Origin of the sequence: Lentimicrobium sp. L6, from assembly GCF_013166655.1 — a bacterium.
GTDB lineage: Bacteria > Bacteroidota > Bacteroidia > Bacteroidales > UBA12170 > UBA12170.
This window is the reverse complement of sequence record NZ_JABKCA010000041.1, coordinates 33,773-48,936: the sequence shown is the minus strand read 5'-3', so window position 1 is coordinate 48,936 and position 15,164 is coordinate 33,773. Positions and strand designations below refer to the sequence as shown.

The following is a 15,164-nucleotide window of genomic DNA, read 5'->3' as shown; positions in this document are numbered from 1 at the left end:
CATATGTATATCTGTAACTTAAAAAAATAGACAGCTTAAGTTAACGCTAATGCCCCATGGGGAGCCAAAAAAATCAGATTTTAGTTTCAAAAATCAAATTAGAATAGAATATCAAATTTTTCAATCTAATCATTTTGCTGAATCTTTTCCCTGACTCCCCTTGGGGTTGGGGAAATCAGGGAAAATTAAACTATAGTAATTCTTATTGATTAGTAACAAATATTAATTGAGCTAATGAAACAATTACTTAATAAAAGCAAGGAGGTAAGTACCTAACATCATAATATTCTATCTTTTTTTCGTTTACCCCAACAGCTGACGCTTCGGTTAATGACGATACTATCATTATCGCTACATTCATCGTAGCGAACAGCATCGTTCCGGCCCAAGGGGAGCGAAAAAAGTATACTCCAGAGCAATTAGTTCTACAGTTTAGTGAAAAAATAAATTTATAGCATATTGAATTAGGCTCATTAAGCAGAGTAAATAATTGAACACCTCAAAAAAATTAATCTTCAAACTCGTTTTCGTCATTATAGATTTCGCTTGGCCTACCAAATAAGGAGATGATTTTTCCCGAAATCAATCCTGCAACTATAGCAATGATGACAGTAACACCAATTGCTTTTAATTGTGAACTGGCATCTAAACCATCTACAATAACAATAGCTGCTAATCCACCAAAAATACCAGGGATTCCGTGAAGGTTAGAAACACCGCAGGTATCTATAATTTTATGAAACTTTTCTTGCTTCTCTTGTAATAGTGCAAATCCAACTGTGGAAATAACACCGGCAATTAAACCAATAACCATAGCTTCGAAATGAGTAGCATGATCACAAGTAGCTCCAATAGCCACACCTCCTGCTAAAGCTGCATTGGCAATATCAGCAGCATTAATTTTACCTCTAATAGAAACCGAAGCAATATAAGTAGCCACAGTAGAACCACAGAGCGCAATAAATACATTTACGACTGTAGCTGGAATAGCAGCAGCAGGAACTAAAGCCGCACAGAAACTTGGCCAAAATACCCAAAGTACCATAGAACCTAATAGAGAATAACGATCAGAAGTAGCGTCAGCTTCAATAGGAATTTCTCTTTGATGTTTTGTAGATAAGGAAACAGCAGCAGAGATTCCGAAGATAGCACCAAAGGCATGAATGATAATCGATCCACCAGTATCAGCAATAGTACCCACGAAATGGAAATGATCATCTAAAACTATGACTTCGTTTAAAATGTAAAATGGAATAAACAATAAACCCAGAATCATATACTGGTACATTTTTAATCTACCAAGTAGCGCTCCGGCAGCAATTAACAAACTGGCCGCTCCAAATTCCGCTAAGATAAAATGCTCAATTTCACTTTTCTCAGCAAAAAAGCTCAAACTACTTATAGCCAAATACATGGGCAAAGAAACGCTAACCAAAAGGAAGGTTGCTGTTAAGGCTGACTTTCCATAGTTTTTGACAAAGACCATCAAAAAGCCGAAACCAATAAGAAGCATAGCCATAATATGAATGGCTCTATTATACTGTTGGACTTCTAGAACTTCAGTTATTCCAGAACTTTTAAAATCTAGCGCAAAAGCGCTTGAGGCCGAACCCAACAAAAAAATGGACACAGCAATAGCATTAAACAAAGTTTTCTTCATGTGATTTGATTTATTAAGGGCGCAAATGTAAGCCAGCCTTAGCCCTGTTAATCAATTAGCAATGAAAAGTGAAATTATTTATAAGCTTTATTCATAAGCATAAGTGATTTTCTTAGAGATAGGAACCTTTCTCCCCAAGAAATATTTAATGACATTACTTTTTGCTGAATAATGACAATAATACATACAAAATAATAACGACTGGAAAAGCGCCAATTTGGAGGAGGGCAAGAAATAAAATACTCAGCCCCAAGAAAACAAAGCGAATGGCATTATCCTTCCATTTTAAATTCTTAAATTTTAAACTAAACAATGGAAGTTCAGAGACCAGTAACATAGACAATGCAAAAGAGAGCGCAAGTAAGATGTAGTAATTATTGAGCCAAAGGAGTTGCATACTAAAAACACCATCGATAAGAAATGGCAAACTACCTACAAACAAAGCCAATGCGGGAGTAGGCAATCCAATAAAACTATCGGTTTGCCTGGTATCGATATTAAATTTAGCCAATCGGAAGGCAGACAATACAGGAATAATAAAAGCCAGAAAAGGCAATATAGCAAGCCCACCTATCATCATATTGGGTAAGTATTCGCTTTTTTGCATCAATTGGAACATAATAAAACCGGGAACCAAACCAAAGCTAACCATATCAGCTAAGCTATCCATTTGCTTTCCCATTTCGGACTTCACATTTAATGCTCTGGCAGCCAAACCATCAAAGAAATCGAAAAAAGCGCCCAAAGCCATTAATGCCGCAGCCAACTGTAATTGACCAAAGAAACTAAAATAGATGGCCATAATACCACTTAAGAGATTAAAAGAAGTGATGATGTTTGGAATATGTTTTTTCATTTCTATATATTATTAAAAATCAATACAAATTTAGCCTTAAAAACGAAACCCAGTAACCAGTACACCCAGCACCCAGCACCCAGTTTCCTATACCTTCGGCTCCCACTTTACATCTCCATCGCCCAACTCGTTGGCAAATTTACGAGCCAGTACAAATAAGAAATCGGACATTCTATTTAAGTATTTCAAAACTAAAGGATCCACATTTCCATCGGGGAATGCTTTTAAGGTAATACGTTCTGCTCGTCGACAAATGGTTCGAGCCACATGAGCATGAGAAGCCAAAATCTGACCGCTTGGAAGAATAAAGGACGTTAGAGAGGGTAAGCTCTCATTCATCTCATCTATCTTACTTTCCAATAGCTTAATGTCGTCTTCTAATAGCTCTGGCATTTTTTTCAAGACCTCCTCAGAATCCACCGCTACCCTGCTTTCTGCAGTAAAAAGTCGCTCTTGAATCACCAATAATAAATCTTTAATCTTTTTATCTTCACTCAAATCCCTAATGATTCCAATATAGCTTTTTAGTTCATCGATGGTTCCATAAGCTTCTACTCTATCATCGTATTTAGGCACTCGAGTTCCACCAATTAAAGAAGTCTGCCCTTTATCACCTTGTTTAGTATATATTTTCCACTCCATGATTATCTTTTTATAGCTGCAAAACTACAAGATTTACAAATAAAAAATCATATTCGCAATTCTTTAACGTGTTCCTAAATTTAGGAACCCTACCATCTTTTTTGAATAAGATTAAAGCTCATATATACAAGATCATGTCCTTTGGGTCTAGGAACCCCCTCTATTTCTTCCTGAGGACTATTAAACCAAGCGGCATTTCCTTCCGCATTTTCGTAATAATAATCGACATGCTGAAACTGTATGTCAGTTTGCAAATCACTGTACAATAAATACACTTCTTGGAAATATCTAAAAGCCTCTGTTTTATCCATTACCAATGGCTCACCCGCAGATGAACTCAAAAGAGTTTCTCTTTTGGTGACTAGCCCCCCAACTGTGGTGACCAACGTTTCGGAGTGAGCTATACTATCGGCATCAAAACCACTGATTTTGTAACCTCCACTACCCCCAACTTTGTAATCATAATTATAGAAATTATTCATTTCCCAATCCCCATTAAGGAAGTAATACTGCTTAGCTTGAACAGGAAAACCATCAATATAGTCATACTCATATTTTTTTGCATAACTCACTGTATCCGATCTTAAATGTTCTTGTACATAAGAAATAAGCTTATCATTAGCATAAGAATATGATGTTGAAACATCATGTCGCCAAACATCATAGAAGTTAGTATAATGATTCATTTCCTGAATTTTCCCATCCTCGATGATATATTCTATTTTGGCGGTTTCAGTCCATGTTCCCATCCAGTTATAATTCACTGTTAATGTAACTTTCGGAAGGTTATATTCATAATTCAATTCATTAACCATTTCCCAGTCGCCAGAAGCCCCTGTTTTGGCATAAAGCTCTGCTTTTACAAGTTTGTCTATATTATAGTAATAATCAAACCTTTGGCTTTCCACATTATGATCATAAAATATGGCTGTCTTAATTCGCTTTGGCAAACCCGAAGTATCGGGGGCTTTATCATCATCTTTTACACAAGATGGAAGTACGAATACAAGAAGAAGTAAATAGACTAGTTTTTTCATAGATTGCAAGTATTATCAAGTGTTTTATAAACGATAATTATGATATCATTTGCAAAAATAGGGATAAACCAATAGCCCACAATACATTTATCATGATTTTCTATTCTTGAATAACATCTCTTAATAGAAGGAATAAATCGTCAAACTCAGTAAGCGGTAGGCTTTGAAAATCATCATCAGGGCTATGATAGGCTGTGGCCTCTGAACCTATCGTATAAATAAAAACAGCTGATACCCCTTTCTCATAGAATGGGCAATGGTCACTATTACAACGCTCTCCTCTAGCCTTCACCTCCTTTAAATACTGCTTTTTCTGATTAACTTGTACCAGCCGATTAAAAACTCGTGGAACCGTATTCGCATTCACCACTGTTATTCCATCGCTACCAGTAGCCACCATATCTAGGTTAATCATCATTTTCACCATCCTCAAATCGAAAGGAAAATGATTGGCCATATATCTACTTCCCAGGAGACCAGCTTCTTCTCCGCTGAATAAGGCAAAAACAATGGAACAATCAGGCTTATTTTCAGGTTTTGCAAAATACTTAGCCAATTCCATCACCATTACTGTTCCGCTAGCATTATCATTTGCCCCTCTATAAATGGCCTGCCCCATCATACCAAGGTGATCGTAATGAGCACCAACAATAATAATGCTATCCTTATATCTTTCTCCTTCCACAAAGCCCCAAACATTTTGAGTTTTGTGGGAGGGATTAAAAACACTTTCTACCTCAAGATGAAGACTAGTAATACTATCTCTTATCTTTTCTCTATTTACTTTTAATACCATATATAAAGAAGTATCTCTTCCATGATAAACACTCCAGATAGGCTGCTTCTCTTCTAAATACAAAAATCCTTTTGCATGATATATATTCGCTTTCAAGAATTCTTTATAAGCCTGATCACCCACTAAAAAAGTTTGACTCAAATCACTTTTCTTTTCCTCTTCTGAAAGAGGTAAATACATAGTTGAAAAATCACCACTTGTTGAAACGGAAGAGGCCCCAACTACATAATCAAGTCCAGCCTTGAGTTCTTGTTGATTTAAGGAAAGAGAAATAGGATTAGGAAAGGTATTGATGGCAAATTCATATTCTTGATAATAGCTGCCGGTAATGGTTTCCAGTTTATACTTCTTAAATTGCTTGGCAATATATTTAGCCGCCTTAGCATCTCCATTATTCACATAAGCTCTTCCAGCAAAAGAGGTAGAAGTGAGCTTTTTCAAATGCTTCTCCACAGATTTTCGATCCTGAGCTTGTAAACCAAAAAAGCTCCATGTGAACAGTATCATCATGAAGCTTTTTAATATCATAGTAGAATTATGCATCTATCAAATTAAATTTCCGCTCTAACATATTCACCAATTTTGCAAAAGGCTCCGATTCTTCATCCCAATTAAAACGATATTTTAGCGTACTGAAATATTGCATGGCATCCTCCAGCTTTTTAAAATTATTGAGGGTATATATTATATCTTCATACTTCTGAGCATTACCACCAAACAACTCGTTAATAAAATAGAATTTATCATTGATTCCGATGACAGACTTCAGGTTTTCTATTCTATTATTCTGTAGTTTTTCTACTATCGAATGGGTATTACGTGCGTCAGCTAATTTTTTATTTAAATCAGATATCTCGGGACTGGTTTTTACTTGGCTAAACAAATTATTTTCTAGATTAGGCTGCTCAATCATATCGTCTAAAGAGGACTTTACTTCTTCTACCTGCTCTTCCGGTATTTTTTCCTCTACTTCCACTTTGAAATCTATCTCTACTATCTCCTCTTGTACTTCTTCAATCACCTCTTCGGACATGCTTATTTCTTCTTTAAGCACCTCTTCGTATTTAGGCTCCTCCATGGCTTCTTCTTTTACAGGCTCTTTCACAAGAACAGCTTTAGACTCTTCTACTTGAAGCTTGTATTCCTGAACTTCTTGCTCCTTCTCTGTTTTAAGAACTGGGGATTCATTCAGTTTCTTTAGATAAATGGTATCTTCATAAAGTTTCTGGATATTTCTAATAAAAATGTCCATTTCGATTTGAGGAATATTTTCTTTATGGGAATCCATTAGTTCAAACTGCTCAGTCAGACTGGCTAACATAGCCGCTAATTCTTCTTTCATTAAATTGAATCTCATATGCTATCTTTTTATTTCAAAAATGGATTGGATTAATCTTGAAGATGATTAAATTTGTTTTCAGTTTTTAGGTTTTTGATTTTTATAATAATCGGCTTAAAGATATAATGAATTTATGGCCCTATTTATTGTACGGCACAAAATTATTAAAATACAAATGTTGATAAAGAATGACATACCATTCTGTATATCTGACATTTGAAAAAATATACATCATGTTTCTAGAGCAGAAAAAATTTAATGGCGATAAACTGGGTTGGGTAGAAGTGATAGTGGGCTCCATGTTTTCGGGTAAGACTGAAGAGCTGATCAGAAGACTCAATAGAGCAAAAATCGCCAAACTCAAGGTAGAAATTTTTAAACCAGGAATTGATGTAAGATACGATGAGGAGGATGTGGTATCACATAATGAGAACAGCATTAAGAGCACACCTATAGATAGCGCAGAACAAATTCTACTTTATGCCCACGACGTGGATGTGGTAGGTATTGATGAAGCTCAATTTTTTGATAATCAATTAGGCTCTGTATGTAATCAACTAGCCAACAAAGGTATAAGAGTTATCGTGGCTGGGCTAGATATGGATTTTCAAGCCAAGCCCTTCGGTCCCATCCCCCACCTCATGGCCACCGCCGAATATGTAACAAAAGTACATGCGATTTGTATAAAATGTGGCAACCTGGCTCAGTATTCCCATAGAACCATTCAAGGTGACGATTTAGTGGTATTAGGTGAAACCGAGAGTTACGAGCCTTTATGCCGCCCATGTTATAATAAGGCAAATTCATTAACATAAAAAAGCCTGATTCGATTAAGAACCAGGCTGTAAATTTCTTATTAAGTTTTATCATTAAGGCTTAGCCACTACTTTAATAGAAACCATAACAACAAAGCCGACTTCAAAAGTATCGTTATTGATAGTACCCACCGCACTAACAGTAGAAGCATGCATAGAAGCAATAATACTATTTACAGTATCCCAACCTGGAGCATCGCTACCAATTTCAAACTGAGCACCAACTGCAATAGGCATATTGGCAGGACTAGCAAAAGCAAAGCTGTCTCCATTTACATTATCAGTAATAGAGAAAGTACCACTTTCTAATGCAAGACCAGCTGGTGTAGTACTTGTAACTAATACTTTAATATTAGTCACCTCAATACTTTGAATAGACTCTAGATAATCTGCAAGATCTGCATTATTAGAAATGTCTATGATTGCTGTTTCATTAAAAGAAGCACTTCCTTCTTCTGTAGATTTAGTTACATCTGGTACCGCAACCATTGGGGCTTCCAAATCAGTATAAACGGTTACTTCAACTGAATTCTGAAGTTCTTCTGCGACTTTTTCGCAGGATGTAAATGCTCCTGCTAATACCAGTAAAGCAACAACAAATAATGATGATAATTTTTTCATAAGTATATTAATTTTGGATTTATTAATCTTTTAATCAGACGAAAATAGGTAATTTCTAGGTAATTAGTCAAGTTTTAACATATAAATAGCTATTCTTTATTTTTCGAATCTATCCATATTGTCACTGGACCATCGTTAATTAGCCCCACTTTCATATCTGCTCCAAACTCACCAGTGGCTATTTTTCCACCTTTCTTTTCTTCCATGGCTTTAATAAATGCTTCATATAATGGAATCGCTTTTTCAGGACGTGCAGCTTTTATATAACTGGGTCGAGCTCCTTTTCGAGTGCTGGCATGTAGCGTAAACTGGCTAATAAGCATTAGGTCTCCATTAACATCCATCAAGGACAAATTCATGACTCCATTTTCGTCATCAAATATCCTAAGCTTTAGAATCTTCTCCACCAACCAATTGATATCTTCTTGACCATCCTCATTTTCTATGCCCAGCAAAATCAATAAACCCTGAGCAATTTCTGATTTTATATGTCCATCTATTTTTACGGAAGCTTCGGAAACTCTTTGAATTAATACTCTCATTATTTTTAATTTTATAAAAGTGAAAATACAAAAAAAAGTCCAAGCTAAAGCAATGCCTCAACTTGGACCTCAATTATATTATCAAGTGACTACCAAACAAATAATGGACGATCCATCATTAAGGCATTCACTTCTTTTCTTACTTTTTCTAATACTGCTGGGTTTTCGATATCTGAAATCACTTCATCAATTAAATCCACAATAATAGGCATATGCTCTTCTGTTAATCCACGAGAAGTCACCGCTGGAGTACCCACTCTTAAACCAGAAGTCTGGAATGGAGAACGGCTATCGAAAGGAACCATATTCTTGTTTACAGTAATATCAGCTTTTACCAAGGTATTTTCTACCACTTTACCAGTAATTTCAGGGAATTTACTTCTGAGGTCAATCAACATCAAGTGATTATCTGTTCCACCTGAAACTACATGATATCCTTTAGCAATAAATGCAGCTGCCATAGCTTGTGCATTTTTCTGAACCTGAAGCATATAGTTCATATAATTATCGGTTAAGGCTTCGCCATAAGCAACAGCTTTAGCAGCAATCACATGCTCTAAAGGACCACCTTGAATACCTGGAAATACAGCTGAATTCAATACGGTAGACATCATCTTAGTCACGCCTTTTGGTGTTTTTAAACCCCAAGGATTCTCAAAATCTTCTCCCATCATAATCATACCACCTCTAGGGCCACGCAGCGTCTTATGAGTAGTAGTAGTTACAATATGACAATAAGGAATAGGATCGTTTAATAAACCTTTGGCAATTAATCCAGAAGGATGTGAAATGTCAGCCATTAAGATAGCATCAATTTTATCGGCAATGTCTCTCATTCTTTCATAATCCCAATCGCGACTATAAGCAGAAGCACCAGCAATAATAAGCTTTGGCTTAGTTTCTAAGGCTTTGGCTTCCATCTTGTCATAATCAATAACACCAGTAGCTTCTTCTACTTCGTAAGAAACAGCATTATATAAAATTCCTGATGAATTTACATGACTACCATGAGAAAGGTGACCACCGTGAGAAAGGTCTAAACCCATAAATGTATCTCCTGGATCTAAACAAGCTAGCATAACAGCCATATTTGCCTGAGCACCGGAGTGTGGTTGAACATTTACATATTCTGCTGCAAATAATTCTTTAGCACGGTCAATAGCTATTTGCTCTGTTTGATCCACTACCTCACAACCACCATAATAACGCTTACCAGGATATCCTTCTGCATATTTATTTGTTAAAACAGACCCCATGGCTTGCATGACTTCATCACTTACAAAGTTTTCTGAAGCAATTAACTCAATACCGTGAGTTTGACGTTTTTTTTCTTGCTCGATCAAATCGAAAATCTGCTTATCTCTTATCATATCTAAATTTATTAAATTACATGAATGAGTTCATCTTGAAATCATTAACACGATTACAAGATCAACTGAATATGCAAAAATAGGAAATTGAATTTTGCTTTTGATAGAAAAAAGATATTTCTAATGTAAATCAGTATTTTGCCTAAGATAAACCTAAATCCCACCAGCCTTAAAACACTGTTTTACAGAGAAATATACTAAAAAACACGAAGAATGAATTATTTTCAGGAATAGCTTTTATTAAAGAACAAAAAAAACTCCGCTCTTGCGCATCTTTTTACCATATAATGTTTCATAGGTCAGGACATAAGCATAAGGGCCTGGTGGCACAAATTCGCCTTGAAACTTGCCATTCCATCCCAATACCGGTTGATTGGATTCATAGAGCATCATTCCCCATCTATTCAGAATTTTGAAGCTGTAATTCTCCATTTTAATTCCGGTATAAATAGGCATAAAAATATTAGTGACCCCACCATCTGGATCGAAACCTGATGGAATAAAGACATTACTTAACTTGGCCAAGAAATTCACATTGGAACGGGCAGTATCTGCCGTTGGCATACTATCAGAGAAATGCCCCACTGCTTCAACAAAATAACCCACTTTAGCGGTTAATGGTACCGACTGATCGTAACGATCTACATAAGAAAGATCGGATTCAGGATAAACTTCGCCAACAGGGAAAGGATAAATAAGAGTATCGATCACTCTATATATTTGATAAGCAATAATAGAATCCATTTTAGAATAAGGAGTCCATTCTATTAATGCTTCTCCATCGGCATAAGAACTTACAGATGAATTCATAGTCATGGCTATATTACTGCCCTCCCCCATATTTAAGCAACTATCATAGGGATGAACAATATAGGACTGAGGAGACTGATAATAGCGACTTGAGATATCTGCATAATAATGTAAAGTATCTGAATTCCCTATTACTGTATCGAGCACCTCAAAATCTCCACCATTTTCCGACCTAGTAATAGCAAATTGAGGAATATAGGCAATACTATCTACCTGCCATTTCAGCTCCACTTTCCCATCTACCACACTTGCCGAACGCAACCAAGTAAAATCCGTAACAACAGGTTTTCTACCAATGACTTTTTTAATACATGAAGTTGATGTTCTCGTATTTCCCTCACTATAGGCTTCAATATAAAACCGGTATTCAATATCTCTTTCAAAACCAAAAAGGCTCACCTCTGTTTCGGTTGGATCCACATCAGCTACCACCTCAAATTCCCCATCAGCTACCTTTTCATAAACTCGAATACCTTGTAGACTCACATCTTGCCAATCCCTTAAACTATCCCAAGATATCAAGCATTCATCATTACAAATATTATACTCAGGGGCATGTAGATTAACAGTTCTAATAAAATAATCGGAAGTCCAAACACATGAATTCCCACAACTATCTTGTGCTGTTATAGAGAATGTTAGAGTTGTATCACAAACCAATCCCTGATCCAATTGAATGGATAAATTATGATAGCCATAAACCTCAGCAATAGGATATTGCGTATTGGATTCACCCTCCTCATTCATGATCCATATCATATACTTTCTGATGTCAGCATTTTCTATACTTGGTAACAACCAACTCAACCTAATTTCACCAGTTTCAATATCTACACTTGCGTTTTCTGGTATTATCAAATCGGGCTGAGTATTGTCTTTAAAAATCCCTCCTCTTACATTACTAATTGACTCACAGCCATTAGTCATTACACGAATTTGATAATAATAGGTAACTTCACACATTCTGGTAGTGTCGATATACTCATTATCGAAAGTAACATCATGCTCATCATAAGCGGTCGCCGAACCCCTTCTCCAAATATGATATTCCTCATTGGGATCAAAACCTGAATCGTTCCATGACATATCCACCAATCCATTATCTAGATTATTTACAGATAATAATATGGTTCGCACTTTTGCTGATTCGCTTTGTAATTGATTACCCACATAGGACTCTACATAATAAGCATAAGATAGAGAGGCAGCATTCACATCCAGATCTGTATAAGTATCTACTGTAGCATCACTAGTGGTATGAATATGCTCAAATGTTCCATTTATGGAAGTAGAACGATAGATAAAAAAATGGGTAGTACTAGAGCCGGCCGAAAACGTTAATGTCACCGAACCATCTTGCTCACCAACAGTAAGACATTCCAGTTTAGTTCGTTGCGAATACACTTCGAATGTGAACAATAGTAGGACAATAATAATAAGTGAGTGCTTCATAGGCTTACACCGCAAAGATAGTTTTTTAAAGGGTAAATATATAACAATAATTAATTCGACTTATTGCCAAAATGATGTTTAATTATTGAATCCAAAGCTAAACTATCTTGTACATATAAGGAATCACTGCTTAGGCTTAAGCTATCGATAAAAGAATCAATGATTTTAACACTATCCAATCTTAGCGAATCGGCTTTCATCTGAAGCAAAATCTCATCATTTTTTGCCTTTAACTCATTTAAACGTGTCACCACATCTGTATAAATCATATCCATTTGCTCCAGATTTTTCTTATAGTATAACAAACTATTTTCAAATTCCATTGGACTTACTTGATTCTTTTTAAATACCTTTTGAAAATACAATAATGAGGAGTCATTGGTTCTAATACCTGTTTTTCTCAAATCATCCAAAAAAGCTTCTGTAATCTGCATATCAGCCAATATGACAATCATCTTATCTCGAGAAATCAAATCCCCAGGCACATCAGTATCCTCTTTAGAAAATGAGGAACAGGAAGAAACTATTAATAAAACAACTATTAAATAAAATAGAAGGGGTTTAAGCTTTAGCATGCTAGAATTATTTTTAGTTACCTACGTCGGACAAGAATTTTATTCGCATCAGTCTAATTTCAATTTCTTCAAATTCTTCTTCTCCCAGTTCGTCAAGTGCATCTTCAATACTATCGGAATCGGCTTCGTGAAAATACTCTAAAATCTCCTCTTGATGGTATTCGTCAACTACTTCATCAATATAATAACTCAGATCTAATTTAGTTCCAGAAGTAACAATTCTTTCAATCTCACTAATCATCTCATTAACAGGCATTTGTTTTGCCTTAGCAATATCCTCTAGGGGAAGTTTTCTATCAACACTTCGAATAATATAAACCTTTAATCCCGATTTATTGACCACTGATTTCACCACCATATCCATGGGACGGGTGATATCATTATCTTTAACATATTTGGCGATCAACTGAACAAAAGGCTCTCCATATTTAGCAGCTTTACCCGCTCCTACTCCTGAAATATTTTTCAATTCTTCAAGACTCACTGGATACTGAACGGTCATATCTTGTAAGGAAGGATCTTGGAAAATAACGAAAGGAGGTAGATTCTCTTCTTTGGAGATTCTTCTCCTTAGGTCTTTTAGCATATTAAAGAGGGTCACATCTAAAGCACCTGATTTAGCACCACCTCCAACTTCTATACTACTATCAGCCTCTTCAATATAATCATGATCTTTGGTGAGTTTAATACTATATGGTTTTTCTAAGAAATCAAGTCCTTTTTGAGTGACTTTCAATAGACCATAGTTCTCAATCTCCTTGGTTAGAAAATTATTAATTAGAATTTGCCTTAAAACGGCATTCCAATGTTTTTCATCTTTATCAGCGCCAATTCCAAAAACTTCTAATTTATCGTGTTTTGCTCCTCTGATATCAGAATTCAAATCTCCTACCAATAGTTTCACAATATATTCACGTTTAAACAACTGCTTAACATCTAATACTGCTTGTATGGCATTGGCTATATCTTCTTTTCCTTCGAAACTCTCTTTTGGTTTAAGACAATTATCACAACAACCACAATTATCTTTGGTGTATTCTTCTCCAAAATAATGCAATAATTGACGGTGACGACAAACAGAGGATTCTGCATAAGAAACTGTTTCCTGTAATAGTTGTTTGGCAATTTCTTGTTCAGCAACAGGCTTGTTCTTCATGAACTTCTCGAGTTTCTCTATATCGTCATAACTATAGAATACAATACAGTTTCCTTCTCCATCATCACGTCCAGCTCGTCCAGTCTCCTGATAATATCCTTCTATGGATTTTGGAATATCATGATGAATCACAAACCTAATATCAGGCTTGTCAATTCCCATTCCAAAAGCAATAGTAGCCACAATTACATCTGCCTCTTCCATCAAGAACATATCTTGATTCCTACGACGAGTATGTGCATCAAGACCTGCATGATAAGGCAGGGCTTTAATTCCATTTACTTGCAAGGTTTCTGCAATTTCCTCCACCTTTTTACGGCTTAAGCAATATACAATACCTGATTTACCAGGCTGAGTTTTAATATATTTGATAATGTCCTTATTGACATCTTTTGTTTTAGGACGCACTTCATAATATAGATTTGCTCTATCAAAAGAAGACTTAAAAACATTGGCATCCTCAATGGCTAAATTCTTTAATATATCTTGTTCTACCTTTGGAGTTGCAGTTGCAGTTAGTGCTATAATCGGCACATCATGACCAATGGCTTGTACTATGGGGCGCAGTCTTCGATATTCAGGACGGAAATCATGTCCCCATTCAGATATACAGTGTGCTTCATCTATTGCGTAAAAAGAAATTTCAATGTTTTTCAGAAATTCTACATTCTCTTCCTTAGTTAAGGACTCTGGAGCAACATATAAAAGCTTAGTTTTTCCACTCAACAAATCCTCTCGCACCTCCATCAACTCACTTTTCGATAAACTAGAATTCATTACATGAGCAATCCCTTTATCAGTGCTATAATTTCTAATCACATCTACCTGATTCTTCATCAGAGCAATTAACGGCGAAACTATAATAGCTGTGCCACTTTGAATTAAAGCAGGTAATTGATAACACATAGACTTACCTCCGCCTGTTGGCATGATAACAAATGTATCTCTCCCAGCTAACACACTTTCAATGATTTCTTCTTGGGTTCCTTTAAAACTAGTAAAACCAAAAATCTTCTTTAAAAGGACTTTTAATGATGTATTTTCTTTAATTTCTGTCATTACACTATTCATTCGATACTTCTCTCAATACCTTATCACACATTAATAGACTAGGAATAGTCTCCTACCCTTACAAATTTAATCATTTTATTTATCAAAAGCAATGGAATCTTCCCCCTATTGAGTTTTCCTATTTTTTGAAAAGGAGTGCGAAGGTAATCAAAATATCTTAATAATAACTACGTGATATTACTGAATTTTAGGGATATGCGATAAAACACAAAACTAAGCCTCTTTATTAAACTATCCTGCATACTTAACTATCAATCCAGGATAAGTATATTAGGGTCTTGAGTTAAAATTCCTATAAGCCTTGCCAAATTAATTTACAATGACTGGCTTATATCTTTAATATTTCATCAACTGTAAACAAAGTAAGACTCTGGTATTCTTAGCTTACACCATATTATGAAAGCAGAGGTTTTTGCCCGTCA

The 15,164-nt window shown here is 35.6% G+C and carries 13 protein-coding genes; 1 reads left to right on the top strand and 12 read right to left on the bottom strand.

Translation table 11 applies throughout. The annotated features are described in order from the left end of the window. Positions 1–508: 508 nt before the first annotated feature. The 6 genes from HNS38_RS11505 to HNS38_RS11480 all read right to left on the bottom strand — a co-directional run bounded on the left by HNS38_RS11505 (position 509) and on the right by HNS38_RS11480 (position 6,348). Positions 509–1,660, bottom strand: a complete 1,152-nt coding sequence (locus HNS38_RS11505; RefSeq protein WP_172278652.1) for an ammonium transporter — start codon at positions 1,658–1,660, stop codon at positions 509–511. A gap of 154 nt (positions 1,661–1,814) precedes the next feature. Beyond that, positions 1,815–2,516, bottom strand: coding sequence for a CDP-diacylglycerol--serine O-phosphatidyltransferase (gene pssA, locus HNS38_RS11500; protein WP_172278654.1), 702 nt, complete (start codon positions 2,514–2,516; stop codon positions 1,815–1,817). 87 nt (positions 2,517–2,603) lie between these two features. Continuing rightward, the gene (locus HNS38_RS11495) at positions 2,604–3,158 is read right to left on the bottom strand and encodes a cob(I)yrinic acid a,c-diamide adenosyltransferase (protein ID WP_172278656.1); all 555 of its coding nucleotides are present in this window, start codon (positions 3,156–3,158) and stop codon (positions 2,604–2,606) included. Between the two features lie 89 nt (positions 3,159–3,247). Beyond that, complete coding sequence (locus tag HNS38_RS11490) at positions 3,248–4,195, bottom strand: hypothetical protein (protein WP_172278658.1); 948 nt, start codon at positions 4,193–4,195, stop codon at positions 3,248–3,250. Between the two features lie 100 nt (positions 4,196–4,295). Next, the gene (locus tag HNS38_RS11485) at positions 4,296–5,498 is read right to left on the bottom strand and encodes a M28 family metallopeptidase (protein WP_172278660.1); all 1,203 of its coding nucleotides are present in this window, start codon (positions 5,496–5,498) and stop codon (positions 4,296–4,298) included. A 28-nt stretch (positions 5,499–5,526) separates the two neighbouring features. Beyond that, positions 5,527–6,348, bottom strand: a complete 822-nt coding sequence (locus HNS38_RS11480) for a hypothetical protein (RefSeq protein ID WP_172278662.1) — start codon at positions 6,346–6,348, stop codon at positions 5,527–5,529. Between the two features lie 215 nt (positions 6,349–6,563). On the opposite strand from HNS38_RS11480, the gene HNS38_RS11475 reads away from it, so the two are divergent. Then, a complete protein-coding gene (locus HNS38_RS11475; RefSeq protein ID WP_172278664.1) occupies positions 6,564–7,145 on the top strand; it encodes a thymidine kinase in 582 nt (193 codons plus the stop codon). Positions 7,146–7,199: 54 nt separating this feature from the next. On the opposite strand, the gene HNS38_RS11470 is transcribed toward HNS38_RS11475, so the two are convergent. The 6 genes from HNS38_RS11470 to recQ all read right to left on the bottom strand — a co-directional run bounded on the left by HNS38_RS11470 (position 7,200) and on the right by recQ (position 14,721). Continuing rightward, positions 7,200–7,766, bottom strand: a complete 567-nt coding sequence (locus tag HNS38_RS11470) for a hypothetical protein (protein WP_172278666.1) — start codon at positions 7,764–7,766, stop codon at positions 7,200–7,202. A gap of 89 nt (positions 7,767–7,855) precedes the next feature. After that, the gene (gene dtd / locus HNS38_RS11465; protein WP_172278668.1) at positions 7,856–8,308 is read right to left on the bottom strand and encodes a D-aminoacyl-tRNA deacylase; all 453 of its coding nucleotides are present in this window, start codon (positions 8,306–8,308) and stop codon (positions 7,856–7,858) included. Between the two features lie 89 nt (positions 8,309–8,397). Next, on the bottom strand, positions 8,398–9,678 hold the full coding sequence (gene glyA / locus HNS38_RS11460; protein WP_172278670.1) for a serine hydroxymethyltransferase: 1,281 nt from the start codon (positions 9,676–9,678) through the stop codon (positions 8,398–8,400). Positions 9,679–9,918: 240 nt separating this feature from the next. Further along, entirely contained in the window at positions 9,919–11,940 is a 2,022-nt protein-coding gene (locus HNS38_RS11455; protein WP_172278672.1) for a gliding motility-associated C-terminal domain-containing protein, read from the bottom strand. Positions 11,941–11,990: 50 nt separating this feature from the next. After that, entirely contained in the window at positions 11,991–12,515 is a 525-nt protein-coding gene (locus HNS38_RS11450) for a DUF4296 domain-containing protein (RefSeq protein ID WP_172278674.1), read from the bottom strand. Between the two features lie 13 nt (positions 12,516–12,528). After that, positions 12,529–14,721, bottom strand: coding sequence for a DNA helicase RecQ (recQ, locus tag HNS38_RS11445; RefSeq protein WP_371742920.1), 2,193 nt, complete (start codon positions 14,719–14,721; stop codon positions 12,529–12,531). Positions 14,722–15,164 lie beyond the last annotated feature (443 nt).